This window comes from Roseateles sp. T103 (genome assembly GCF_057219915.1).
In genome coordinates, this window is sequence record NZ_JBXVVS010000001.1 from 623823 (window position 1) to 646515 (window position 22693).

General features: G+C 68.3%; 23 protein-coding genes. 12 read left to right on the forward strand and 11 right to left on the reverse strand.

Annotation, left to right across the window (positions count from 1 at the left end):
• Positions 1-2 precede the first annotated feature (2 nt).
• Positions 3-1322: a thymidine phosphorylase gene (gene deoA, locus AC2EBS_RS02740; protein WP_484726842.1), complete on the forward strand. Its 1320-nt coding sequence runs from the start codon at positions 3-5 to the stop codon at positions 1320-1322.
• A 72-nt stretch (positions 1323-1394) separates the two neighbouring features.
• Complete coding sequence (gene trmB, locus AC2EBS_RS02745; protein WP_484726843.1) at positions 1395-2144, forward strand: tRNA (guanosine(46)-N7)-methyltransferase TrmB; 750 nt, start codon at positions 1395-1397, stop codon at positions 2142-2144.
• Here trmB and AC2EBS_RS02750 read toward each other — a convergent pair.
• Positions 2122-2883 carry a YoaK family protein gene (locus AC2EBS_RS02750; RefSeq protein ID WP_484726844.1) on the reverse strand — a complete coding sequence of 254 codons (762 nt, stop codon included), beginning with the start codon at positions 2881-2883 and terminating at the stop codon, positions 2122-2124. The two genes, trmB and AC2EBS_RS02750, sit on opposite strands and share 23 nt — an antisense overlap.
• Before the next feature lie 76 nt (positions 2884-2959).
• Between AC2EBS_RS02750 and coaBC the strand changes: the two genes are divergently transcribed.
• Positions 2960-4189 (forward strand): bifunctional phosphopantothenoylcysteine decarboxylase/phosphopantothenate--cysteine ligase CoaBC, encoded by a 1230-nt coding sequence (gene coaBC, locus AC2EBS_RS02755; RefSeq protein WP_484726845.1) that lies wholly within the window; start codon positions 2960-2962, stop codon positions 4187-4189.
• On the forward strand, positions 4186-4635 hold the full coding sequence (gene dut, locus AC2EBS_RS02760; RefSeq protein ID WP_484726846.1) for a dUTP diphosphatase: 450 nt from the start codon (positions 4186-4188) through the stop codon (positions 4633-4635). The genes coaBC and dut overlap by 4 nt, the downstream gene beginning before the upstream one ends.
• Before the next feature lie 207 nt (positions 4636-4842).
• Here the strand turns inward: dut and AC2EBS_RS02765 are convergent, their stop codons facing one another.
• A complete protein-coding gene (locus AC2EBS_RS02765; RefSeq protein ID WP_484726847.1) occupies positions 4843-5364 on the reverse strand; it encodes an FKBP-type peptidyl-prolyl cis-trans isomerase in 522 nt (173 codons plus the stop codon).
• A gap of 41 nt (positions 5365-5405) precedes the next feature.
• Here AC2EBS_RS02765 and AC2EBS_RS02770 point away from each other — a divergent pair, with 41 nt between their 5' ends.
• The 3 genes from AC2EBS_RS02770 to AC2EBS_RS02780 all read left to right on the forward strand — a co-directional run bounded on the left by AC2EBS_RS02770 (position 5406) and on the right by AC2EBS_RS02780 (position 7402).
• Positions 5406-6521 carry a JmjC domain-containing protein gene (locus AC2EBS_RS02770; protein ID WP_484726848.1) on the forward strand — a complete coding sequence of 372 codons (1116 nt, stop codon included), beginning with the start codon at positions 5406-5408 and terminating at the stop codon, positions 6519-6521.
• Positions 6522-6537: 16 nt separating this feature from the next.
• The gene (locus tag AC2EBS_RS02775) at positions 6538-7041 is read left to right on the forward strand and encodes a hypothetical protein (RefSeq protein WP_484726849.1); all 504 of its coding nucleotides are present in this window, start codon (positions 6538-6540) and stop codon (positions 7039-7041) included.
• A gap of 166 nt (positions 7042-7207) precedes the next feature.
• The gene (locus AC2EBS_RS02780) at positions 7208-7402 is read left to right on the forward strand and encodes a hypothetical protein (protein WP_484726850.1); all 195 of its coding nucleotides are present in this window, start codon (positions 7208-7210) and stop codon (positions 7400-7402) included.
• Positions 7403-7517: 115 nt separating this feature from the next.
• Here AC2EBS_RS02780 and AC2EBS_RS02785 read toward each other — a convergent pair whose 3' ends face one another.
• The 7 genes from AC2EBS_RS02785 to AC2EBS_RS02815 form a co-directional block, all read right to left on the reverse strand.
• Positions 7518-8306 (reverse strand): MBL fold metallo-hydrolase, encoded by a 789-nt coding sequence (locus AC2EBS_RS02785; protein WP_484726851.1) that lies wholly within the window; start codon positions 8304-8306, stop codon positions 7518-7520.
• Positions 8307-8423: 117 nt separating this feature from the next.
• A complete protein-coding gene (gene bamC, locus AC2EBS_RS02790) occupies positions 8424-9632 on the reverse strand; it encodes an outer membrane protein assembly factor BamC (protein WP_484726852.1) in 1209 nt (402 codons plus the stop codon).
• Between the two features lie 85 nt (positions 9633-9717).
• Complete coding sequence (dapA, locus tag AC2EBS_RS02795; protein WP_484726853.1) at positions 9718-10599, reverse strand: 4-hydroxy-tetrahydrodipicolinate synthase; 882 nt, start codon at positions 10597-10599, stop codon at positions 9718-9720.
• Between the two features lie 67 nt (positions 10600-10666).
• Positions 10667-11242, reverse strand: coding sequence for a class I SAM-dependent methyltransferase (locus AC2EBS_RS02800; protein WP_484726854.1), 576 nt, complete (start codon positions 11240-11242; stop codon positions 10667-10669).
• Complete coding sequence (locus AC2EBS_RS02805; RefSeq protein ID WP_484726855.1) at positions 11239-12057, reverse strand: SDR family oxidoreductase; 819 nt, start codon at positions 12055-12057, stop codon at positions 11239-11241. The genes AC2EBS_RS02800 and AC2EBS_RS02805 overlap by 4 nt, the downstream gene beginning before the upstream one ends.
• A 68-nt stretch (positions 12058-12125) precedes the next feature.
• Positions 12126-12275, reverse strand: a complete 150-nt coding sequence (locus tag AC2EBS_RS02810) for a hypothetical protein (RefSeq protein WP_484726856.1) — start codon at positions 12273-12275, stop codon at positions 12126-12128.
• 2 nt (positions 12276-12277) lie between these two features.
• A complete protein-coding gene (locus AC2EBS_RS02815; protein WP_484726857.1) occupies positions 12278-13507 on the reverse strand; it encodes an MFS transporter in 1230 nt (409 codons plus the stop codon).
• 83 nt (positions 13508-13590) lie between these two features.
• Between AC2EBS_RS02815 and AC2EBS_RS02820 the strand changes: the two genes are divergently transcribed.
• The 3 genes from AC2EBS_RS02820 to parC all read left to right on the forward strand — a co-directional run bounded on the left by AC2EBS_RS02820 (position 13591) and on the right by parC (position 19189).
• Positions 13591-15600 carry a DNA topoisomerase IV subunit B gene (locus AC2EBS_RS02820; RefSeq protein WP_484726858.1) on the forward strand — a complete coding sequence of 670 codons (2010 nt, stop codon included), beginning with the start codon at positions 13591-13593 and terminating at the stop codon, positions 15598-15600.
• Positions 15601-15727: 127 nt separating this feature from the next.
• Positions 15728-16768: a histone deacetylase family protein gene (locus tag AC2EBS_RS02825; protein WP_484726859.1), complete on the forward strand. Its 1041-nt coding sequence runs from the start codon at positions 15728-15730 to the stop codon at positions 16766-16768.
• A 51-nt stretch (positions 16769-16819) separates the two neighbouring features.
• Positions 16820-19189, forward strand: coding sequence for a DNA topoisomerase IV subunit A (gene parC / locus AC2EBS_RS02830; protein WP_484726860.1), 2370 nt, complete (start codon positions 16820-16822; stop codon positions 19187-19189).
• Positions 19190-19233: 44 nt separating this feature from the next.
• Here the strand turns inward: parC and AC2EBS_RS02835 are convergent, their stop codons facing one another.
• Both AC2EBS_RS02835 and AC2EBS_RS02840 read right to left on the reverse strand, forming a co-directional pair.
• Positions 19234-19770 carry a hypothetical protein gene (locus AC2EBS_RS02835; RefSeq protein WP_484726861.1) on the reverse strand — a complete coding sequence of 179 codons (537 nt, stop codon included), beginning with the start codon at positions 19768-19770 and terminating at the stop codon, positions 19234-19236.
• 51 nt (positions 19771-19821) lie between these two features.
• Positions 19822-20862, reverse strand: a complete 1041-nt coding sequence (locus tag AC2EBS_RS02840; RefSeq protein WP_484726862.1) for a quinone-dependent dihydroorotate dehydrogenase — start codon at positions 20860-20862, stop codon at positions 19822-19824.
• A 108-nt stretch (positions 20863-20970) separates the two neighbouring features.
• Here AC2EBS_RS02840 and AC2EBS_RS02845 point away from each other — a divergent pair, with 108 nt between their 5' ends.
• Together AC2EBS_RS02845 and AC2EBS_RS02850 are read left to right on the forward strand one after the other, a co-directional pair.
• Complete coding sequence (locus AC2EBS_RS02845) at positions 20971-22098, forward strand: 3-deoxy-7-phosphoheptulonate synthase (RefSeq protein WP_484726863.1); 1128 nt, start codon at positions 20971-20973, stop codon at positions 22096-22098.
• A 144-nt stretch (positions 22099-22242) separates the two neighbouring features.
• The gene (locus tag AC2EBS_RS02850) at positions 22243-22686 is read left to right on the forward strand and encodes a DUF2141 domain-containing protein (protein WP_484726864.1); all 444 of its coding nucleotides are present in this window, start codon (positions 22243-22245) and stop codon (positions 22684-22686) included.
• Positions 22687-22693: the final 7 nt, after the last annotated feature.

Consider the following 22693-nt stretch of genomic DNA (forward strand, 5'->3'; position numbering starts at 1 on the left):
CGATGCTGGCCCAGGAAGTCATACGCGCCAAGCGCGACGGCGGCACGCTCGATGCCGCACAGATCGCCGCCTTCGTGCGCGGCCTCACCGATGGCAGCTGGAGCGAGGGCCAGGTGGCTGCGCTGGCGATGGCCGTCTTCCTGCGCGGCATGGACCGCGACGAGGCGGTGCTGCTGACGCGCGCGATGATGCACTCGGGCCGCGTGATGGTCTGGCGCGACATGCCCGGTCCGGTGCTCGACAAGCACTCCAGCGGTGGCGTCGGCGACAAGCTCAGCCTGATGCTGGCGCCGCTGGTGGCGGCCTGCGGCGGCCATGTGCCGATGATTTCCGGCCGCGGCCTGGGTCATACCGGCGGCACCTGCGACAAGATGGAGGCCATCCCCGGCTATTGCACCGCGCCGAGCCCGGCGATGTTCGAGCAGTTGGTGCGCCGCGTCGGCTGTGCCGTGATCGGCCAGACCAGCGACCTCGCGCCGGCTGACCGCCGGCTCTACGGCATCCGCGACGTCACCGCGACGGTGGAGAGCGTGCCGCTGATCACCGCCAGCATCCTGTCGAAGAAGCTGGCCAGCGGGCTCGAAGGGCTGGCCATGGACATCAAGTGCGGCAACGGCGCTTTCGCCGCCACGCCGCAGATGGCCCGTGAGCTGGCCGAGAGCATCGTCGCGGTGGCCGGCGGCGCCGGCTTGCGTACGCAGGCACTGATCACCGACATGAACCAGGTGCTGGGTCACGAGGTCGGCAACGGGCTCGAGGTGCGCGGCGCGATCCGCTATCTGAGGGGCGAGGAGCGCGAGCCGCGCACCCATGCGCTGACGTTGGCGCTGGCCAGCAGCATGCTGCTGATCGGCGGTCTGGCGGCGGACGAGGCCGATGCGCAGGCCAAGCTGAATGCCGCGCTGGACAGCGGTGCTGCGGCTGAGCGCTTCGCCCAGATGGTGAGCGCGCTTGGCGGTCCGGCCGACCTGCTTGAGCGCCCGCAGGCCCATCTGGCGGCAGCGCCGCTGGTCTTGCCGGTCCCGTCGCCGCGGGCAGGGCGCCTGGTGGCGATGGACACCCGGGCCATCGGCCTGGCCGTGGTGGAGCTGGGCGGAGGCCGTCGCCGGCCGGGCGAGGCCATCGACCACCGCGTCGGCCTCGAGCAGGTGCGCCAGCTCGGCGAGACGCTGGCCGCTGGAGAACCGCTGGCGCTGGTGCATGCGGCCGACGAGGCAGCGGCGCGCCAGGCCGTGGCGACGCTGCAGCGCTGTTTCACGCTCGACGAGCCCGGCGCACCTTGGCAGCCGGCGCCGCTGATCCAGGCACGCGTCGGTGCCTGAGGCCGCCCGTTTCGGGACGATCGGCTAGACTGCCGGCCCCTGAAGCAGTCGCCGCAGCAGTCCGACCCCGCCATGTCCGCAGAGAACGCCAACGAATCCGCCGAACCCGTCCAGCCGCCCGAGGTCGAGGCTGGCGAGGCCGCGCCGCGCCGCGGCATCAAGAGCTTCGTGGTGCGCGCCGGGCGCATGGGTACCGGTCAGATCAAGGCGCTGGCCGAGCTGGGTCCCCGCTATGTGCTGCCGTTCAAGCATGAACTGCTGAAGCCGGCCGAGGTCTTCGGCCGGGAGGCACCGCTGGTGCTGGAAATCGGCTTCGGCATGGGCGGCGCCACTGCGCAGATCGCACAGACCCTGCCCGACCACGACTTCATCGGCTGCGAGGTGCACGAACCCGGCGTCGGCGCGCTGCTGAAGCTGATCGGCGAGCAGCAGATTCCGAACATTCGCATCTTTCAGCACGACGCGGTGGAGGTGCTGGAGCAGATGATCGCGCCTGACTCGCTGGCTGGCGTGCACATCTTCTTTCCCGATCCCTGGCACAAGAAGCGCCACCACAAGCGCCGTCTGATCCAGCCCGAGTTCGTCGCCAAGCTGGTCAGGCACATCAGGCCCGGCGGCTATCTGCACTGCGCCACCGACTGGGAGCCCTATGCCCAGCAGATGCTGGAGGTGCTGTCGGCCGAGCCGCTGCTGCAGAACACGGCGGCGCAGGGCTATGCCGAGAAGCCGGCCTACCGTCCGCTGACCAAGTTCGAGAACCGCGGCCTCAAGCTGGGCCATGGCGTGTGGGACCTGGTGTTCAGGCGTCGCGCGAATTCCTGATCGCGTCCGACCGGCTCTTGATCAGGCTGGCCGTCGCCAGCAGCAGCAGGGCCAGCGCCAGCGGCACCGTGGAGACAAAGCCCAGGTGCTTGAAGGCCAGCGCGCCGGCAATGCCGCCGGCGAAGAAGGCGAGCACCAGGCTGGCGTGGATCCTGAGCTTGTGTCGGTTGGCCATCACCTTGTCGAGCGCGCCGCTGTGGCTGCGGTTCCAGTAGACCAGCTTGCCCAGCTCCAGGCCCAGGTCGGTGAGCAGGCCCGTGACATGCGTGGTGCGGATCTCGGCATTGGAGATCTTGGTCACCAGTGCGTTCTGCAGGCCCATGGTGTAGCTGAGCAGCAGCGCAGTCAGCGAGACGCGCTCAATCTGGTGTGGCAGCAGCGCGCTGCCGACCAGGCCGAAGAGCAGCAGCAGCGCCGCTTCCAGCAGCAGCGTGGGTACATAGGCCCAGGCGGGATGCGTGCGTCGGCTGTAGTTCACCAGCAGCGCGGTCGTCGCCGCGCCCAGCACGAAGGCCAGCACCGCGACGAGCGCGCTGACCACCAGGGTCAGCTGGCCCAGGGCCAGCTGATCGGCCGCCATCGAGACCATGCCGGTCATGTGCGAGGTGTACTGGCCGATGGCGAGGAAGCCGCCTGCATTGAGGGCGCCGGCGATGGCCGCCAAGCCTATGCCCAGGTGCAGGTTGGCCCGCGCGCTGCGCTGCGGTGCGGTGAGTTCGGCCAGGTAGTCGACAGGCATGTGGGACCGGAGCATAAGGCTTTGGCGATGCAATATGCGCGCCAGGCGCCGGCCACGTCCTGATAGAGTGCGCGCCATGTCGAACGCAAGCCCTGTCCAACAACTCGCCGGCAAGCATGTGCTGCTCGGTCTCTCCGGCGGCATCGCCTGCTACAAGAGTGCCGAATTGGTGCGCTTGCTGGTGAAGGCCGGTGCCACGGTGCAAGTCATGATGAGCGAGGCCGCGCAGGCCTTTGTGACGCCGGTCACCTTCCAGGCCTTGTCGGGCCGCACGGTCTACACCGACCAGTGGGACGCGCGCGAGGCCAACAACATGGCGCACATCAACCTCAGCCGCGAGGCCGATGCGATGCTGGTGGCACCGGCCAGCGCCGACTTCATCGCCAAGCTGGCGCAGGGCAGGGCGGACGAGCTGCTGAGCCTGACCGCGCTGGCGCGACCTGCCGAGCGCTGCCCGCTGCTGGTGGCGCCGGCGATGAACCGCGAGATGTGGCTGCACCCGGCCACGCAGCGCAATGTGGCGCAGATCGTCGCCGACGGCGCCACGGTGCTGGGCCCCGGCCATGGCGAGCAGGCCTGCGGCGAGACCGGAGACGGCCGCATGCTCGAAGCCGAGCAGCTCAGCGATGCGTTGATCGCCTTCTTCCAGCCCAAGCTGCTGCGCGGCAGGAAGCTGCTGATCACCGCCGGTCCGACCTTCGAGCCTATCGATCCGGTGCGCGGCATCACCAATCTGTCCAGCGGCAAGATGGGTTTCGCGATCGCGCGGGCCGCCGCCGAGGCGGGCGCCGAGGTCACGCTGGTGGCCGGACCGGTGCACCTGCCCACGCCGGCGGGCGTGCGCCGCATCGATGTACAGACCGCGCAGCAGATGTATGACGCCGTGCTGCCGCTGGCGCCCCGGCATGAGGTCTTCGTGGCCACCGCCGCGGTGGCCGACTGGCGGCCGGCGCAGAGCAACGAGCACAAGATCAAGAAGGACGGCAAGAAGCAGGCGCCGGTGTTCGAACTGACCGAGAACCCGGACATCCTTGCCGCCGTCGCCGCGCTGCCCGACAAGCCTTTCTGCGTCGGCTTCGCCGCCGAGAGCCAGGACCTGGCCAAGCACGCGCGCGAGAAGCTGCTGCGCAAGAAGGTGCCGCTGGTGGTGGGCAACCTCGGGCCGGCCACCTTCGGCCGCGACGACAACGCGCTGCTGCTCGTTGACGAGCAGGGCGAGCGCGCGCTGCCGCATGCCGACAAACTCAGCCTCGCCCGCGAACTGGTGCGCGAGATTGCCGACCGATTCGAGAACAAGACACGATGACCACCGTTGACCTGAAGGTGCTCGACCCCCGCATGGACGAGCAGCTGCCGAGTTATGCCACGCCCGGCTCGGCCGGCCTGGACCTGCGCGCCTGCCTGGACGAGGCGATCACGCTGGAGCCAGGGCAGACCATGCTGATCCCCACGGGCCTGGCCATCCACATCGGCGACCCGGGACTGGCGGCGCTGATCCTGCCGCGCTCGGGCCTGGGCCACAAGCACGGCATCGTGCTGGGCAATCTGGTCGGCCTGATCGACTCCGACTACCAGGGCCAGCTGATGGTCAGCTGCTGGAACCGCGGGCAGACCAGCTTCGTGATCCAGCCGATGGAGCGCATCGCCCAGCTGGTGCTGGTGCCGGTGGTGCAGGCGACGTTCCGCCGCGTCGACGAGTTCGACGCGACAGAGCGCGGCGAAGGCGGCTTCGGCTCAACGGGGAAACACTGAGCCAGGACCGAGAAAGGTCCCTGCGGACCTTTCGACGCCTGGCGAAGGACTGGCCGCCTACGAGCGGACAGGCTGGGCCAGGACCGAGAAAGGTCCCTGCGGACCTTTCGACGCCTGGCGAAGGACTGGCCGCCTCTCAGCCAAGCCGCATGTATCGCGGCTCGTCCTTCGCCGGCCACAGGCTCCTTCCGGAGCCTGTGCGCGGGCTCAGTGCAGCGTATCGTCCGGCGCCGCGCCGCTGACGACGCTGAACACCGCTTCGCCGACGCTGCCGTCCTGGATTTCCTGCTCGGTGGCTTCGCGTACGTCGCGCACCTTGATGTGCATGCGCAGGCCGATGCCGGCCAGCGGGTGGTTGCCGTCCAGCACCACATGCTCCGGATAGACCTCGGTGACTGTGTAGACGAGGTCAGGTGGCATGCTCTCGGTGGCCGCGCCCTCGGGCAGGCCCTCGAACTGCATGCCTTCGCTGACGTTCTCGGGCAGCAGGCTGCGGCTCTCGAAGCAGACCAGGTTCGAGTCGTAGTCGCCGAAGGCCTCCTCCGGCTGCAGCGCAAGGCTGGTCTCGAAGCCGATTTCCTGGCCGGCCAGCGCTTTCTCGACCTTGGCGAAGAGGTCTTCGCCGCCGTAGAAGAACTCCATCGGCTCGGCCAGCTCGTCGATCAGCTGGCCTTGGGCGTCTTCGAGTCTCCAGCTCAGGGAGACGACGCAAGGGGCGGTGATTTGCATTGGCGCATTGTTTCACAGCGCTGCGGCGCGACAATGCGCGCATGGATATCGATACCCCGACACCCCTGCTGGGCGGCCTGAGCCGCGCCCAGTTCATGCGCCGCTATTGGCAGAAGAAACCGCTGCTGGTGCGGCAGGCCATGCCCGGCGTGCAGCCGCCGGCGACCCGGCGCGAACTGGCCGAACTTGCAGCCAGCGACGAGGTCGAATCGCGCCTGGTCAGTTCTTTCGGCGGCTGCTGGGCGCTCAAGCACGGCCCCATGGCCAAGCTGCCGCCCTGGAGCAAGCCCGACTGGACGCTGCTGGTGCAGGGCCTGGACCTGCATCTGCCCGCGGCCTACGAGATGCTGCGCCCGTTCCGCTTCGTGCCCGAGGCACGGCTGGACGACCTGATGATTTCCTACGCCACCGACGGTGGTGGCGTCGGGCCGCACTTCGACTCCTATGACGTGTTCCTGATTCAGGTCCACGGCAAGCGCCGCTGGCGCATCGGCGCCCAGAAGGATGCAGTGCTGCGCGACGACGTGCCGGTCAAGCTGATCGCCAATTTCAAGCCCGAGCAGGAGTACGTGCTGGAACCTGGCGACATGCTCTATCTGCCGCCGGGCTGGGCGCATGACGGCGTCGCGATCGGCGAGTGCATGACCTGCTCGGTGGGCTTTCGCACGCCCTGGCGCGCCGAGCTCGCGCGCGAGCTGCTGCCCCGCCTGATGGACGACGAGTCGCGTGCTTACGCCAACCGCATCTACGCCGATCCCAAGCAGCCGGCGACCGATGCGCCGGGCGAGATCCCCGCGTCCTTGATCGAGTTCGCCCGCGACGCGGTGGCACGCGCGGTGGCCGAGCCTTTGGCGCTGGAGCGCGCACTGGGCGAGGCGCTGACTGAGCCCAAGCCCAAGGTCTGGTTCCATCCGGGTGACGGGCTGCCGGCAGGCTGCGGCGTTCGCCTGGACCAGCGCAGCCGCATGATGTACGACCGCGCGCATGTGTTCATCAATGGCGAATCGTTCCGAGCCAGCGGCAGCGATGCGCGGCTGATGCGTCGCCTCGCTGATGGTGGCGCGCTCAGCGCCGCCGAGGTGGCCAAGCTGTCCGAGGGGGCGGCCGAGCTGCTGGAGCAGTGGGTCGAGGACGGCTGGCTGCAGCCGCAGGACTGACCAAAGGAGGGTGGCGATGGCAGACACGCCGGGGATGAGCGAAGGCTTGATCAATTCGCGCGCCGACTGGGTTGCGGCGCTGCGCCAAGGGCTGCTGACCGCCGCGGCGCAGGGCTGCCGCGAGCTGTGCTGCTTCGATAGCGACTTCAGTCAGTGGCCGCTGTCCGAGCAGCCAGTGCTGGATGCGCTAACCCAGTGGGTGCTGCCCCATCGCCGCTTGCGCCTGCTGGCAGCGCAGTACGACGATCTGCGGCGTGTCCATCCGCGCTTCGTCGTCTGGCGGCGGCATTTCGATCATGTCATCGTGGCGCGCCAGTACTCGGCCGACGAGTTGCCGTCCGACGGGCCACATGCGCTTCTGCTGGCTCCCGGGCTTTTCACGCTCCGATTGATCGACGCACGCTCAGGCCGGGCGGTATGCAGCCTGGAAGCCTCCGCCCAGATCTGGGCGCGGGAATGGTTCGATGCCGTCGAGCAGCGCTCGCATGAGGCATTTGCCGCGACCACGCTCGGTCTATAGGACATTCCCGAATTGAGGTTAGAATATCGGGCTAGATGGGAGTGGCGCTCGAGGCCTCTTGCATCTTTGTTGAAACGAGGCCCAAGGAGTCCAGTTGTTTGGACCCGATGTCTGGTCTCGACAATTACCGGTAATTCAACATCGTCTCATCGATTCGAGGACACAAATGAACAAGTCGATCCTGTTGGCATCCCTGCTGGCCGCTGCTGCTCTGACCGCTTGCGGCAAGAAGGAAGAAGCTCCCGCCCCGGCTCCGGCTCCGGCTGCTGCCCCCGCTCCGGCCGCTTCGGAAGCCGCTTCGGCTCCGGCCGCTGACGCGTCGGCTCCCGCTGCCGCCGCTTCGGAAGCTGCCAGCAAGTAATCGGTTATCCGATCACGCAAGAGCCGCCTGGCTGCAAAGCCAGGCGGCTTTTGTTTTTTGGTGGGCTAGTCTGGGCTGGAACGGCCCTGGTCTTGACGCCCGAAACGGCTCTGGCTCAAAGCTCCTGCCAGGCCAGGCCCTGGGCCTGATCGGCCGCGACGAGGCGCGGGCTTGCGGCAGAGCAGGCGTCGGCCAGTGCCGCCAGCGCCAGCTCCGGCCGATTGTTTTCCTCGCTGAGGTGAGCCACCGCGACCAGTTGCAGGTCCGGATGCAGGCAGGCGGCCAGGATTTCCGCGGCGCTGGCGTTGGACAGATGACCGTGCGTGCCGAGGATGCGCCGCTTCAGCGGCCAGGGGTAGCGACCTTCGCGCAGCAGCTGCTCGTCGTGATTGCACTCCAGCAGCAGCGCGTCGCAACGCTGCAGGGCCTCCAGCACATTGGGCGTCGGGCTGCCGATGTCGGTGAGCACGCCCAGACGGCGCTGGCCGTCTTCGAGCCGCAACTGCAAGGGCTCTGCCGCATCGTGCGGCACCGCGAATGGATGGAGCAGCAGGTCGCCGATCGCAGCGGCCTCCCCGGCGCGGCAGAAGTGCAGCAGCGCCGCATCGAAGTCCTCGGCGCCGCGTCGATGTGCGACGGCCTTCCAGGTACCGCGGCTGGTCCATAGCGGCAGCCGGTGGCGCTGTGCCAGCGTCAGCGCGCTGCCGACATGGTCGCCGTGCTCATGGGTGACGAACACCGCATCGATCTGTTCGATCTCCAGGCCTGCACGTGCCAGGCGGCGCCTGAGTTCGCGCTCGCTGAAGCCGCAGTCGATCAGCACGCGCGTGGTCGTGATGCCTTGACTGGCCTCGACTACCGTGGCATTGCCGCCGCTGCCGCTACCTAGACTGCAAAAGCGCATGGTGACTGTTTTGAGGGCCTTGCTTGGCGCCGCCCTTGAAGCAGCGACGCCGTCGCTGCAGAGCATGAACCCTGCATCGCGACGGCGTCTTCAGACCTGCTCAGGCGCTGCTGCGGATCAGCGCAGGTCGTCCATCAGCAGGTTGAGGATGCGCTTGGCGATCTCGTTGGTCTGCTGCTGGCCCTTGTCGTCCAGCACCATCACCGTGCTGCGCTCGCCCTGCGACTTCACCGCGACGCGGTAACGCTTGGCCGTCTGCGTCTGCTCGCCCTTGAAGAGGCGCTGGAAGAAGTTGGGCTCTTCCTTGCCGACCTGGTTCGGATCGGCATAGCGCAGGTAGAACATGCCCTGGTTGCGGTCGCGGTCCTCGATGGTGAAACCATGGCGGTCCAGCGATTGACCGACGCGGCGCCAGGCACGCTCGAAGCCCTCGTTCATCTCGATGCGATCCGGCACCTCGCTGAGCGAGCGGCTGCGAGCGCCGGGCGTCGGCTGAACGCTCGGGGTCGGTGCGGCGGCCGCTGCGGGTGCAGCAGCCACGTTCGCCGCGGATTCAGGCTTGCCGCCCAAGGCCAGCATCAGGCGCGAGAGCATTTCGCCTTCCAGCATCACGTCGGGCTTGCGCGGCTGCCAAGCGGTCTGGTCGCGCATGCCGGAGGTGTAGACCTCCTCCATGCCGCGATGCGCGATGTAGATGTCGGTGCCGCCGCCCGGCGCACGCTCGACGCGGGTGCGGTACATGTCACGCTCGCCGGTCGAATACAGGCCGTCGAAAATGCGACCGATGGTCGAGCGGATCATGTCCTGCGGCAGCTTGGCGCGGTTCTCGGCCCAGTTGGTTTCCATCACGCCGAGCTCGGGCTGGTCCTTGACCAGCGCGAAACCGCGCTCCTGCCAGAAGCTGCGCAACTGCGGCCACAGCTGCTCGGGCGACTGGTTGCTGCGCAGCCAGCGTTGCTCGCCGGCGCGTTCGAGCTTGACATCGCCTGCCGCGCTGAGGGCCACCTGGGCGGCGCCCGACGCCGTCGCGCGCGCTCCGGAGGCCTGTGGCTGAAGCTTGTCCTGCTGCTGTTGCTGCAGTGCCGCCGCGCTGACCGGGCCGCTTTGCGCGCGGTTGCGCGGGTCGCGCGCCAGCTGGCTCAGGTCGGGCGGCACATCAAGGCCGGTGGTCTGCTTGGAGCCGGTGCGGTAGTCGACCTTGTCCGAGCTGATCAGGTTGTCGAACGTGCTGCAGCCGCCGAGTGCAGCAGCGACGGCGGCGATGCCGGCCAGGCGCAGGGCTGCGGGCTTGCGGGAACGGGTGGAGGAACGGGTCACGCTGGACATCTCCGGTTTGTCTGCGACAGGGGGCTGAAAGGCTGGCGTTCGCGGCCGAGTCTTTTGGGGTGGTCGAGGCGGGATGCAGGCCCGCTCAGAGCAGGCCCGCCTCCTGCATCGCCTGCTTGACGCTGGCCTGTCCTGCGGCGGTCAGCGGCGTGATCGGCAGGCGCAGGTGGGGCTTGCAGCGGCCCAGCTGCGACAGCGCCCACTTGGCCGGGGCCGGGCTGGGCTCGCAGAAGAGCTGCTTGTGCAGGCCGAGCAGTTGCATGTGGATGCGCGTGGCTTCGCGCACATTGCCGGCCAGCGCGGCCTTGCACAGCTCGTGCATGGCGCGCGGCGCGACGTTGGCGGTGACGCTGACGTTGCCATGGCCGCCGAGCAGCATCAGCGCAATGGCGGTGCCGTCGTCGCCCGAGTAGATCGAGAAGCCCTGCGGGGCATGCTTGATCAGGTAGGCGGCGCGCTCGATATTGCCGGTCGCTTCCTTGACGCCGATGACGCCAGGCAGGTGCGCGCAGCGCAGCGAGGTCTCGGGCAGCATGTCCGCGACGGTTCGACCGGGCACGTTGTAGAGCATCATCGGGATGTCCACGGCCTCGGCGATCGCCTTGTAGTGCTGGTAGATGCCTTCCTGGCTGGGCTTGTTGTAGTAGGGCACGACGGAGAGCGTGCAGTCCGCGCCGACTTCCTTGGCATAGCGGCTCAGCTCGATGGCCTCGGCGGTGCTGTTGGCACCGGTGCCGGCCATGATGGGTACGCGGCCCTTGGCGTGCTCGACCGCGACGCGGATGACCTCGCGGTTCTCTTCCATCGTGACCGTGGGCGACTCGCCAGTGGTGCCGACCACGCCGATGCAGTCGGTGCCTTCGGCGATATGCCAGTCGATCAGGCTGCGCAGGGCCGCATAGTCGATGCTGCCGTCTTCGTGCATCGGCGTCACGAGCGCCACGATGCTGCCAACAATGGGTGTCATGGGAGGGAATTCCTTGTGATCGGCGGATTCTACTCAGCGGCAGCGGCTGCTTCCGTCGGCACCGGGCTCAGCCCAGCGGATAGCGGGTAAAGACCCCTTCGGGCGCTGCCTCGCGAACCGCAGCAACGCGCTGCACATAGCGGGCGTTGACCGTGCCGTCGGCGCTGGCGGGCTCGAAGCCGTCCTCGTAGGCAACCACGCGGAGCTGGCCGCGGCAGGCCTCGAGCAGTTCGCCCGGTGCCAGCAGGAATTCGGCCCGCGCGGGCCGGCCTATGGTTTGCTGCCCGAGCGCGAAGGTTTCATAGATCAGCCAACCGCCCGGCGCCACCGACTCGACGATGGTCGGCAGCAGCGGCCGCCACAGGTAGTTCGTCACCAGCACCAGGTCGAAGCGCTCGCCGACCAGCGGCCAGGGACCGGCCTCGATGTCGGCCTGCACGACGCGCGCCACGTCGTCCAGCCCGGCCAGTGCCTGGGCATCACGGTCCACCGCGGTGACGCGCATGCCCTGTGCGGCCAGATGGCGCACGTGGCGGCCGGCGCCGCAGGCCAGGTCCAGCGCGCTGCCGCCGGGCCGGATCGCGGCCGGCCAGCGCAACAGCCAGGGTGAGGGCGCGCCAGCACAGGCGCCGGGATTGCTCATTGCAGCTTTTCTTCCTTGTGCAGCGCGGCCAGCGCCATGCGGTCGACCATCGCCGGGGCCAGCAGCTTGAGCCAGCGGCCGATCTTGCCCTTGGAGGTCATCACGATCTCGCGCTTGCGCGCCAGCGTGCCGTCGAGGATCTGCCGCGCGCATTGCTGCACCGGCATTGCGTTGCTTTCGTCCAGCGAGCTGCTGCCCTTGGCTTCGCCCTTGGCATTGAAGCCGCGGTAGCGGATCTGCGTGTCCACCACGCCCGGATAGGCCACGGTGACGCTGACGCCATGCAAGCCCACCTCCGGGCGCAGCGCCTCGAAGAAGCCATTCATCGCGAACTTGCTGCTGCTGTAGGCGGTACGGCCCGGCACGCCGACCAGCCCGGCCAGGCTGGACACCGCCACGACACGGCCGCGGCTGGCCTTCAGATGGGGCAGGGCAGCGTGCGTGGTCCAGACACTGCCCCAGAAGTTCACGCGGAACAGATGCTCGTACCAGGACAGGTCCTCGACCTCGCCCAGCATCGCATGGCCGGAGATGCCGGCGTTGTTGACCAGCGTGTCGATGCGGCCGAAGCGCGCGAGCGCCTGCTCGACCAGTTGCAGGCAGTCGCCCTGCTGCGAGACGTCGCAGCGCAGCGTCAGTACCTCGCCGCCATGGGTGCGGCAGTCCTGGGCGACGGCGGCCAGCTTGTCCTCGCTGCGCGCCGCCAGCACCAGGGCCAGCTTTTCACCCTCGCGCTGCGCCCATTGCCGGGCCAGCTCGGCGCCGATGCCATCCGAGGCGCCGGTGATCACCACCACATTGCTTGCTGTTGCCATCGATGCTCCTCCAGCGGCCGCGCTGTCGTTCAGGCGGCTCGGTTCTCGTCGTCGGCGATTGTGGCGTACTAGAAGCAGGCCCAGAGCTGCTCGGACAGCTGCATCATCAGCGCCGGCTGCGTATAGGCGAGGAAGACGGACAACAGCACGACCAGCAGCAGCGCCCAGAGCAGCGCGCGCCGCCAGCGGCGGGGTCCCTGTGGCGAAGCAGCGCCCATGTTCAGGCCGCCGCCGGCACGGCGCTGCGCTGGATGGGTTGCTCGCGCACCGGCAGGTTGACGATCGCGGCCATCACGCCCAGCGCCACCGCAATCCACCAGACGATGTCGTAGCTGCCCGTCGTGTCATAGAGCTTGCCGCCCAGCCAGACGCCCATGAAGCTGCCGATCTGGTGGCTGAAGAAGACGATGCCGCTGAGCATGGACATGTGCTGCACGCCGAAGATCTGCGCGACGATGGCATTGGTCGGCGGCACGGTGGACAGCCACAGGAAGCCCATGGTCGCCGAGAACAGGTAGACGCTGGTCGGCGACAAGGGCACGCTCAGGAACACGACGATCGCCACCGAACGCAGCGCATAGATGCCGGCGAGCAGGTAGCGCTTCGGGTAACGCTGGCCCAGCGTGCCGGCGATGTAAGTGCCGAAGACATTGAACAGGCCGATCAGCGCCAGTGCGTAGGTCGCGACCTGGGGGCTCAGGCCATGGTCCTTCAGATAGCTGGGCATGTGCACGCCGATGAAGACCACCTGGAAGCCGCAGACGAAGTAGCCCAAGGTCAGCAACTGGAAGCTGCGGTAGCCGAAGGCCTCGCGCAGGGCCTGGCCGATGCTCAGGTGCACCCCGCCGTGGTGGACGTTGGTGTCACGCTCGCGCAGGCCGAAAGCCAGCGGCACGATCAGCGTGGCGGCAATGCCCAGCACGAACAGCGCGTTCTGCCAGCCGGCGCCGGCGATCAGCCAGTTCTCCACCGGCACCATCAGGAACTGGCCGAAGGAGCCCGCGGCCGCCGCCACGCCCATCGCCCAGGAGCGCTTCTCCGGTGCGACGTTGCGGCCGATCACGCCGTAGATCACCGCATAGGTGGTGCCCGACTGCGCCATGCCGATCAAGAGGCCGGCACTGCCGGTGAAGGCCAGGCCGGTGGTGGACAGGCCCATCAGGATCAGGCCCAGCGCATAGAGCAGGCCGCCCACGATCAGCACCTTGAAGGCGCCGAAGCGGTCGGCCAGCATGCCGGCGAAGGGGCCGGCGGCGCCCCAGGCGATGTTCTGCACCGCCAGCGCGAAGGCAAAGGTCTCGCGGGTCCAGCCACGATCCATGGTGATCGGCTGCAACCACAGGCCGAAGCCATGGCGTATGCCCATGGAGAGGGTGACGATGGCGGCGCCGCAGAGCAGCACCTGGGTCATCGAGAGCTTGGCGGTGGAACTGGTTTGCGCTGTGGACATCGCAGCACTGTAGCCAAAGCCGAGCCGCCGTGTCCGTCACCTGTGCGAAAGGCGCGCCGCCGGCTTGCCTAGAATCCGCGCCCATGGCGACCAAAGCTTCCCCTACCTCTTCCGGCAGTACCCCCAGCAGTTACGGCGAAAGCTCGATCCGGGTCCTCAAGGGCCTGGAGCCGGTCAAGCAGCGGCCGGGCATGTACACCCGCACCGACAACCCGCTGCACGTGATCCAGGAGGTCATCGACAACGCGGCCGACGAGGCGCTGGCCGGCTTCGGCAAGCGCATCGACCTGGTCCAGCACGCCGACGGCTCGGTGTCCATCGAGGACGACGGCCGCGGCATCCCCTTCGGCCTGCACCCGGAAGAAGGCGTGCCGGTGGTGGAGATCGTCTTCACGCGGCTGCATGCCGGCGGCAAGTTCGACAAGGGTTCGGGCGGCGCCTACAGCTTCTCCGGCGGCCTGCACGGCGTGGGCGTCTCGGTGACCAATGCGCTGGCCAAGCGGCTGGAAGTGACGGTCTGGCGCGAGAAGCAGGTCGCGAAGCTGGCCTTCGAGCATGGCGATGTGGTGGAACCGGTCAGCGTGCGCCCCGCCGAGACTTCTGGAAAAGCGGGCGACCGCAAGCAGGGCACGACGGTGCGCGTCTGGCCCGACGCCAAGTATTTCGAGAGCGCCGAGCTGCCCAAGGGCGAGCTGATCCATCTGCTGCGCTCCAAGGCCGTGCTGATGCCCGGCGTGACGGTGACGCTGAAGCACGAGAAGTCGGGCGAGCTGCAGACCTGGTCCTACAAGGGCGGCCTGCGCGACTACCTGATGCAGTCGCTGCCGGCCGATCCGCTGATCCCGCTGTTCGAGGGCGGGCAGTACGCCACCGCGGCCGAAGCGGAGAACTTCGCCGAGGGCGAGGGCGCGTCCTGGTGTGTGGCCTTCACCGAGGAAGGCCAGGTCATGCGCGAGAGCTATGTGAACCTGATCCCCACGGTGGCCGGCGGCACGCATGAGTCGGGTCTGAAGGACGGCCTGTTCGGCGCGATCAAGGGCTTCATCGAGATGCACTCGCTGCTGCCCAAGGGCGTCAAGCTGATGCCTGACGATGTGTTCTCGCGTGCTTCTTTCGTGCTCTCGGCCAAGGTGCTGGACCCTCAGTTCCAAGGCCAGACCAAGGAGCGGCTGAATTCGCGCGATGCGCTGCGCCTCGTGTCCGCCTATGTGAAGCCGGCGCTGGAGCTGTGGCTGAACCAGCATGTCGAGCATGGCAAGAAGCTGGCCGAGCTGGTCATCAAGCAGGCGCAGACCCGCCAGCGCGCCGCGCAGAAGGTCGAGAAGCGCAAGGGCTCGGGCGTGGCCGTGCTGCCGGGCAAGCTGACCGATTGCGAGAGCCGCGACATCCTGCACAACGAGCTCTTCCTCGTCGAGGGCGACTCCGCCGGCGGCAGCGCCAAGATGGGCCGCAACAAGGAAACCCAGGCCATCCTGCCGCTGCGCGGCAAGGTGCTGAACTCCTGGGAGGTCGAGCGCGACCTGCTGTTCAAGAACAACGAGATCCACGACATCTCGGTGGCGATCGGCGTGGACCCGCATGGCAAGAACGACTCGCCGGATCTGTCCAATCTGCGCTACGGCAAGATCTGCATCCTCTCGGACGCGGACGTGGACGGCTCGCACATCCAGGTGCTGCTGCTGACCCTCTTCTTCCGCCACTTCCCCAAGCTGATCGAGACCGGCCACGTCTATGTGGCGCGGCCGCCGCTGTTCCGCGTCGACGCACCGGCGCGCGGCAAGAAGCCGGCCGCCAAGATCTATGCGCTGGACGAGGGCGAGCTGACCGCCACGCTGGACAAGCTGCGCAAGGAAGGCGCGCGCGAGAACAGCTGGACCATCAGCCGCTTCAAGGGCCTGGGCGAGATGAGCGCCGAACAGCTGTGGGACACCACGCTGAACCCCGAGACCCGCCGCCTAATGCCGATCGCCTACGGCCAGCTGGACTTCGGCCAGACCGAGGAAGCGATCAACAAGCTGATGGGCAAGGGCGAAGCCGCCTCGCGCCGTGAGCTGATGGAGCTGCACGGCGACTCGGTCGAGGTCGATATATGACCCACCCCCTACGCGCTGCGCGCGCCCCCTCAAGGGGGCGGTGCCGGCCGCCCGGCGGAGCCGGATCGGCGGCACCGGCTCGGGGATGCAAGGCGTGTGCGACGCCGATAGCGACTGAACCTGCACCATGAAGACGATCTACAACCAGCACCACAGCGTGCACGCCGCCGCGAAGGAGTTCTTCCGCGGGCGGCTGGTCGATGCCTTCGAGATTCCGGCCCGTGCTGACTATGTGCTGCGGGCCGTGCAGGTCAGCGGCCTGGGCGAGATCGTCGCGCCGGTGGATCATGGACGCGCGCCGCTGGAGCGCGTGCATGCGCCGGCCTATCTAAGCTTCATCGAGGGCGCGCATGCCGAGTGGCTGGCCACGGGCGGCGAGGGCGAGGCCTTTCCGGCGGTCTGGCCGATTCGCACGCTGCGCTCCGATGTCGAGCCCAGGAGCTTCGCCGCTCGCATGGGCCTGTACTCGATGGACAGCGGCTCGCCGCTGACGGCCGGCACATGGGAAGCCGCTTACTGGGGCGCGCAGGCCACGCTGACAGGGCTTGATGCGATCCTGAAGCAGGGCGAACGCAGCGCCTATGTGCTGACCCGCCCGCCCGGCCACCATGCCGGCGTCGATTTCTTCGGCGGCTACTGCTTCATCAACAACGTCGCCGTTGCCGCGCAGGCTGCGCGCGATGCCGGTGTGGAGCGCGTCGCCATCCTCGATGTGGACTACCACCACGGCAATGGCACGCAGGCGATCTTCTATGCGCGCGCCGATGTGCTCTTCGCCAGCATCCACGGCGACCCGCAGACCGAATACCCGTTCTTCCTCGGCCATGCCGACGAGCATGGCGAGGGCGAGGGGCTGGGCTTCAACCTGAACTTCCCGCTGCCCGCCGGGGCCAGCAACGAGGCCTGGTTCGCGGCCTTCGAGCAGGCGTTGGCGCGCATCCAGGCCTATGCCCCCGGCCTCTTGATCGTCTCGCTGGGCGTGGACACCTATGCCGGCGACCCGATCTCGCATTTCAGGCTCGACCAGCCCGAGTTCCGCCGCATCGGCGAGCGCCTGCGCGGCCTGAACTTGCCGACGCTCTTCGTGCAGGAGGGTGGCTATGCCACCGAGGCGATCGGCCACAACGTCGTCGCCGTGCTCAAGGGCTTCGAGACGCCCGCCGGCTGAACCCAACAGAATCCATCGGTGGCGGCATCAAGCCGGCCCACCCGCAGCACCATGAACCAGAACTCCTTCGATTTCGACGACGAACCGCCGCAGACGCCACCGCCGCCACAGAACCACGGTGGCGATGAGGGCGACGGCGGCGACAGCCTGGCCCTGGCGCATTACGCCGAGCGCGCCTATCTCGAGTACGCGCTGTCGGTCGTCAAGGGCCGGGCCCTGCCCGATGTCTGCGACGGCCAGAAGCCGGTGCAGCGTCGCATCCTCTACTCGATGGAACGCATGGGCCTGGCCTTCACCACGGCCAGCGGCCCGAAAGCGGTGAAGAGCGCCCGCGTGGTCGGCGATGTGCTGGGCCGCTTCCACCCGCATGGCGACCAGGCGGCCTACGACGCGCTGGTGCGCATGGCGCAGGACTTCAGCCAGCGCTATCCGCTGATCGACGGCCAGGGCAACTTCGGCAGCCGTGACGGCGACGGCGCCGCGGCGATGCGCTACACCGAGGCACGCCTGGCGCCGATCACGCGACTGCTGCTCGACGAGATCGACGAAGGCACGGTCGACTTCGTGCCCAACTACGACGGCTCCACGCAGGAGCCCAAGCAGCTGCCGGCGCGTCTGCCTTTCGTGCTGCTCAATGGTGCCAGCGGCATCGCCGTGGGCCTGGCCACCGAGGTGCCCAGCCACAATCTGCGCGAGGTGGCTGCGGCAGCCGTGGCGCTGCTGAAGAACGAGAAGCTCTCTGACGACGAGCTGTTCGCGCTGCTGCCCGGCCCTGACTATCCGGGCGGCGGCCAACTGATCTCGTCCACCGACGACATCCAGGCCGCCTACCGCAGCGGCCGCGGCTCGCTGAAGCTGCGCGCGCGCTGGAAGATCGAGGACCTGGCCCGCGGCCAGTGGCAGCTGGTGGTGACCGAGCTGCCGCATGGCGTGTCGAGCCAGAAGGTGCTGGAAGAGATCGAGGAGCTGACCAACCCCAAGGTCAAGGCCGGCAAGAAGGCGCTGACGCAGGAGCAGCTGCAGCTCAAGGCCAGCGTGCTGGCGGTGCTGGACGGCGTGCGCGACGAGTCCAGCAAGGACGCACCGGTGCGTCTGGTCTTCGAGCCCAAGAGCCGCACGGTGGAACAGCAGGAGCTGATCACCACGCTGCTCGCGCAGACCTCGTTGGAGAGCAGCGCGCCGGTCAACCTGACGATGATCGGCGCCGACGGCCGTCCGGTGCAGAAGAGCCTGCGCCAGATCCTCGTCGAATGGCTGGGCTACCGCCAGGCCACGGTGCAGCGTCGCACCCAGCACCGCCTGGACAAGGTCAATGACCGCATCCATGTGTTGGAAGGCCGCCAGCTGGTGCTGCTGAACATCGACGAGGTGATCCGCATCATCCGCAACAGCGACGAGCCCAAGGCCGCGCTGATCGAGCGCTTCCGCCTGTCGGACCGGCAAGCCGAGGACATCCTCGAAATCCGTCTGCGCCAGTTGGCGCGGCTGGAGGCGATCAAGATCGAGCAGGAGCTGAAACAGCTGCGCGAGGAGAAGGCCAAGCTAGAGGACATCCTCGGCATCCCCGGCGTGCTCAAGCGCACCGTGGTCAAGGAGATCGAGGCCGATGCCAAGGCCTACGGCGACGAGCGTCGCACGCTGATCCAGGAAGAGAAGAAGGCCGTCGCCGAGATCAAGGTGGTGGACGAGCCGGTCACCGTGGTGGTGTCGATGAAGGGCTGGGTGCGCGCACTGAAGGGCCACGAGGTCGATGCGGCTGCGCTGTCCTTCAAGAGCGGCGACCAGCTCTACGGCGTCTTCCCCTGCCGCAGCGTCGATCCGCTGATCGTCTTCGGCAGCAATGGCCGCGTCTACTCGGTGCCGGTGGCGGTGCTGCCCGGCGGCCGAGGCGATGGCCAGCCGATCACGACGATGATCGAGCTGGAAGCGGGCACGCAGATCGCGCATTACTTCGCCGGCGCGCCGGCGCAGCGCCTGGTGCTGGCCGGTACCGGCGGCTTCGGCCTGATCGCGCAGATCGGCGATCTGGTCAGCCGCCAGAAGGCCGGCAAGACCTTCCTCAGCCTGGAAGGCGAGGAAAAACCGCTGCCGCCGGCGCCGCTGCCGGGCGGCGAGGTGCTGGGCGTGCAACTCGCTTGCCTGTCGCTGCAGGGCCGCTTGTTGACCTACCCGCTGGACGAACTCAAGCACCAGCCTAAGGGTGGCCGCGGCCTGACGCTGATGGACCTGGAGGCCAAGGACGCGCTGATCAGCACGGCCGCCTTCACGCAGACTCTGCTGGTCCAGGGCAGCGGCCGCGGCGGCAAGCCCAAGGAAGAGCTGCTCAAGGGCGCGGCGCTGGCGGGCTATGCCGGCAAGCGGGCGCGCAAGGGCAAGGCGGTGGAGGGGCTGCAGAAGGTGCTGCGCGTGCTCGCCGGCTGAGCGCATTGGTTCGTTCGACAGGCCTGCTTGCAGGCCGTGGCGGCTCAGCGCGTCGCGGGCGGGGCACTGTCGCGCTGGCGCTCCTCGAGGGCCGACTTGACCAGACGTTCGGCACGCCGGTCGGCAACCTTGTCGACCACCAGCCGCTGCCAGGCCGGTGCGTCCTTGCGCAGCTTGTGGGACATCGCGTCGCAGGGCGGCGTCAGGCGCTCGCGCTCGGCGGCGCTGAGCCGCGCCAACTCGGCCTTGGCCTTCTCGAGCTCGGCACGGCCCTGCGATTCGCTCATCGAATCCAGATAGGCATGGCCGACAAACACCGCACCCTTGCGCAGCACCTGACTCAGCTCGGCGCGCAGCGGGGCGCGTGAGGCTTCCGCGCTGGCAGCGATGCGCTGGGCGAGCTGGCGCGACAGCTGGTCGAAGTGCGCGGTGCAGAGCGCCTCGCTCGGCGCGGCGACGCTGACGGTTGCAGCCGGCTTGGCCGTTGCCGTCTGCGCCAGGGTCCACGCCGGCAGGGCGATCAAGGCGATTGCAGCTGCCAGCGCCTGGATTCGTGGCAGACCGATGTGCTTGTCAGGCATAGGCTTGTCAAAACGCGCCGCGCGGCCCTTGCGCTGACAGCGTCAGTGCGCTCAGACGCGCGCCAGCGCCTGCGCGCAGGCGCGCACCAGGGCCGGACCCTTGTAGATCAGGCCGGTGTAGATCTGCACCAGGTCGGCCCCGGACTGGATCTTGGCGCGTGCATCCTCGCCGCTGAGCACGCCGCCGACACCGATGATGGGGTAGCTGCTGCCCAAGGCGGCGCGCAGCAGGCGGATTACGCGGTTGCTCGCCTCGAAGACCGGCCGGCCGGAGAGGCCGCCGGTCTCGTCGGCATGCGGCAGGCCCTTCACCGCATCGCGGGCGATGGTGGTGTTGGTGGCGATCACGCCGTCGATGCCGTTCTTCTGCAGGGTCTGCGCGATCACCGCGACCTGGTCCTCGTCCAGGTCGGGGGCGATCTTCACGAACATCGGCACCTTGCGGCCCGACTGCGCCTGCAGCTCCAGCTTGCGCGCCTGCAGGCGCGACAGCAGCGCGTCCAGCGCCTCGTCACTCTGCAGCGCACGCAGGTTCTTGGTGTTGGGGCTGGAGATGTTGACGGTGATGTAGTCGGCATGCGGGAAGACGCCGTCCAGGCCGATCAGGTAGTCGTCGACCGCGTTCTCGATCGGTGTTGCCGCGTTCTTGCCGATGTTCAGACCAAGCAGGCCGCCGGCCGCGCGGAAGCTGCGCGCCTGCCGGACGTTGGCAATGAAGCTGGCGAGGCCTTCGTTGTTGAAGCCCAGCCGGTTGATCAGCGCCTCGGCCTCGGGCAGGCGGAACATGCGCGGTTTGTCGTTGCCCGGCTGGCCCTTGGGTGTGACCGTGCCCACCTCAATGAAGCCGAAGCCCATCGCGCCCAGGCCATCGATGCAGCGGCCGTTCTTGTCCAGACCGGCGGCCAGGCCGATGCGGTTGGGGAACTTCAGGCCGGCGACGGTGACCGGATCGGCGATGCGCGGCTGGCTCCACAGGCATTGCGCCGGCGTGTTCTGCAGCCGTGCGATGGCGCCCAGGGTCAGTTCGTGGGCATGCTCGGCATCCAGGCCGAAGAGAAAGGGGCGGGTGAGGGCGTAGGGGACGAGGGCCATGATGGGTCGAAGCTGTCGCATCAATTGTCGCATCGAGGCCTGCAGGGCGGCGCCGCAGACGCCGATAATCGATGCGAGGCCATCGACGGCCCGACGCTCTGGATACCTATGAACAAGCTTCTCGACGACCACAAGCACGACCGCGAGGTCGGTTCGCTGGATGCCACCCAGGACAGCACCCGCACCGACGACACGCGCATCGGCGCGGTGCGCCCGCTGATCTCGCCGGCCTTGCTGCTGGACGAGCTGCCGGTGCCGGCGGCTTCGCTGGATCTGGTCGAGCGCGCGCGCCAGGAGATCAGCGCCGTGCTGCACGGGCAGGACGACCGCCTGCTGGTCGTCGTCGGTCCCTGCTCGATCCACGACCACGACCAGGCGATGGACTATGCGCGCCTGCTCAAGGGACTGCGCGACGAGCTGGCCCAGGACCTGCTGGTGGTGATGCGCGTCTATTTCGAGAAGCCCCGCACCACGGTGGGCTGGAAGGGCTATATCAACGACCCGCGCCTGGACGGCAGCTTCCACATGAACGAAGGGCTGCGCCTGGCGCGCCAGCTGCTGCTGGACGTCACCGCGCTGGGCCTGCCGGCCGGCACCGAGTTCCTGGACCTGCTGTCGCCGCAGTACATCGCCGACCTGATCGCCTGGGGCGCGATCGGTGCACGCACGACCGAGAGCCAGAGCCACCGCCAGCTGGCGTCGGGCCTGTCCTGCCCGGTGGGCTTCAAGAACGGTACCGACGGCGGCCTCAAGGTCGCCTCCGACGCGGTGCTCGCGGCGCAGGCCAGCCATGCCTTCATGGGCATGACCAAGATGGGCGTGGCGGCGATCTTCGAGACGCGGGGCAATAGCGACTGCCACGTGATCCTGCGCGGCGGCAAGACACCCAACTACGACGCCGCTTCGGTGGCCGCAGCCTGCGAGGTGCTCAAGGGCGCCGGCCTGCGCGAGCAGGTGATGGTCGACTTCTCGCATGCCAATTCGAGCAAGAAGTACGAACGCCAGATCGACGTGGGCCGCGACGTGGCGGCACAGATCGCCGGCGGCGAGCGCCGCATTAGCGGCGTGATGATCGAGAGCCATCTGCACGAAGGCCGCCAGGACCTGCTGCCTGGCCAGTGCAAGGCCGATCTGAAGCCCGGCGTGTCGATCACCGACGCCTGCCTGGGCTGGGATCAGACCGCACCGCTGTTGCGCGAGCTGGCCGCTGCGGTGCGCGCGCGACGCAGCCGCTGAGCAGTCCCGCCGCAGCGGCGGATACCGTTCGCGCCGCGCTGGCTACCGTTGGCGACCAGCGCCAGTGCCCGGTCGCATGCGGCTCGCGAGCCGAGACCTGCCTTTCTAGAGTTCAGCCACCTTCACTGAACCTGGAGATGAGGCATGCGAAACGAATTCAGCGGGCGAGCCCGCGTGGCCCTGCTGGTGGCGGCACTTGGCTTGAGCCTGGGTGGCGCGGCTCGAGCGGCGGACCTGGAAGTCGAGATCGAGGGCCTGACGTCAACCGAGGGCCGCTTGCTGGTGCTGGTGTTTGCCGATGCCAAGGGCTGGCTGCGCCAACCGGCGGCGGTGCGCAGCCTGGCCGCGGCACAGGCGCAGGATGGCAAGCTGCTCATCCAGCTGAGCGCCTTGCCCGAGGGGCCGCTGGCGCTGAGCATCATCCATGACCTCAATGGCAACGGCCGGCTGGACATGAATCCGGTCGGCATGCCGGTCGAGCCTTTCGGCTTCTCCAACAACGCTGGCGGCGGCTTCGGCCCGCCGCGGTTCGAGGACGCCGTGCTGTCGGTGGCCAGCGGCAGCCGTGTCGCCGTCAAGCTCTACTGAGGAGGCG

What these genes read in the sequence shown, in the direction of transcription:
- deoA (WP_484726842.1), top strand. Translation starts at nt 3, where the DNA reads ATGCTGGCCCAGGAAGTCATACGCGCCAAGCGCGACGGCGGCACGCTC.
- trmB (WP_484726843.1), top strand. Translation starts at nt 1,395, where the DNA reads ATGTCCGCAGAGAACGCCAACGAATCCGCCGAACCCGTCCAGCCGCCC.
- AC2EBS_RS02750 (WP_484726844.1), bottom strand. Translation starts at nt 2,883, where the DNA reads ATGCCTGTCGACTACCTGGCCGAACTCACCGCACCGCAGCGCAGCGCG.
- coaBC (WP_484726845.1), top strand. Translation starts at nt 2,960, where the DNA reads ATGTCGAACGCAAGCCCTGTCCAACAACTCGCCGGCAAGCATGTGCTG.
- dut (WP_484726846.1), top strand. Translation starts at nt 4,186, where the DNA reads ATGACCACCGTTGACCTGAAGGTGCTCGACCCCCGCATGGACGAGCAG.
- AC2EBS_RS02765 (WP_484726847.1), bottom strand. Translation starts at nt 5,364, where the DNA reads ATGCAAATCACCGCCCCTTGCGTCGTCTCCCTGAGCTGGAGACTCGAA.
- AC2EBS_RS02770 (WP_484726848.1), top strand. Translation starts at nt 5,406, where the DNA reads ATGGATATCGATACCCCGACACCCCTGCTGGGCGGCCTGAGCCGCGCC.
- AC2EBS_RS02775 (WP_484726849.1), top strand. Translation starts at nt 6,538, where the DNA reads ATGGCAGACACGCCGGGGATGAGCGAAGGCTTGATCAATTCGCGCGCC.
- AC2EBS_RS02780 (WP_484726850.1), top strand. Translation starts at nt 7,208, where the DNA reads ATGAACAAGTCGATCCTGTTGGCATCCCTGCTGGCCGCTGCTGCTCTG.
- AC2EBS_RS02785 (WP_484726851.1), bottom strand. Translation starts at nt 8,306, where the DNA reads ATGCGCTTTTGCAGTCTAGGTAGCGGCAGCGGCGGCAATGCCACGGTA.
- bamC (WP_484726852.1), bottom strand. Translation starts at nt 9,632, where the DNA reads ATGTCCAGCGTGACCCGTTCCTCCACCCGTTCCCGCAAGCCCGCAGCC.
- dapA (WP_484726853.1), bottom strand. Translation starts at nt 10,599, where the DNA reads ATGACACCCATTGTTGGCAGCATCGTGGCGCTCGTGACGCCGATGCAC.
- AC2EBS_RS02800 (WP_484726854.1), bottom strand. Translation starts at nt 11,242, where the DNA reads ATGAGCAATCCCGGCGCCTGTGCTGGCGCGCCCTCACCCTGGCTGTTG.
- AC2EBS_RS02805 (WP_484726855.1), bottom strand. Translation starts at nt 12,057, where the DNA reads ATGGCAACAGCAAGCAATGTGGTGGTGATCACCGGCGCCTCGGATGGC.
- AC2EBS_RS02810 (WP_484726856.1), bottom strand. Translation starts at nt 12,275, where the DNA reads ATGGGCGCTGCTTCGCCACAGGGACCCCGCCGCTGGCGGCGCGCGCTG.
- AC2EBS_RS02815 (WP_484726857.1), bottom strand. Translation starts at nt 13,507, where the DNA reads ATGTCCACAGCGCAAACCAGTTCCACCGCCAAGCTCTCGATGACCCAG.
- AC2EBS_RS02820 (WP_484726858.1), top strand. Translation starts at nt 13,591, where the DNA reads ATGGCGACCAAAGCTTCCCCTACCTCTTCCGGCAGTACCCCCAGCAGT.
- AC2EBS_RS02825 (WP_484726859.1), top strand. Translation starts at nt 15,728, where the DNA reads ATGAAGACGATCTACAACCAGCACCACAGCGTGCACGCCGCCGCGAAG.
- parC (WP_484726860.1), top strand. Translation starts at nt 16,820, where the DNA reads ATGAACCAGAACTCCTTCGATTTCGACGACGAACCGCCGCAGACGCCA.
- AC2EBS_RS02835 (WP_484726861.1), bottom strand. Translation starts at nt 19,770, where the DNA reads ATGCCTGACAAGCACATCGGTCTGCCACGAATCCAGGCGCTGGCAGCT.
- AC2EBS_RS02840 (WP_484726862.1), bottom strand. Translation starts at nt 20,862, where the DNA reads ATGGCCCTCGTCCCCTACGCCCTCACCCGCCCCTTTCTCTTCGGCCTG.
- AC2EBS_RS02845 (WP_484726863.1), top strand. Translation starts at nt 20,971, where the DNA reads ATGAACAAGCTTCTCGACGACCACAAGCACGACCGCGAGGTCGGTTCG.
- AC2EBS_RS02850 (WP_484726864.1), top strand. Translation starts at nt 22,243, where the DNA reads ATGCGAAACGAATTCAGCGGGCGAGCCCGCGTGGCCCTGCTGGTGGCG.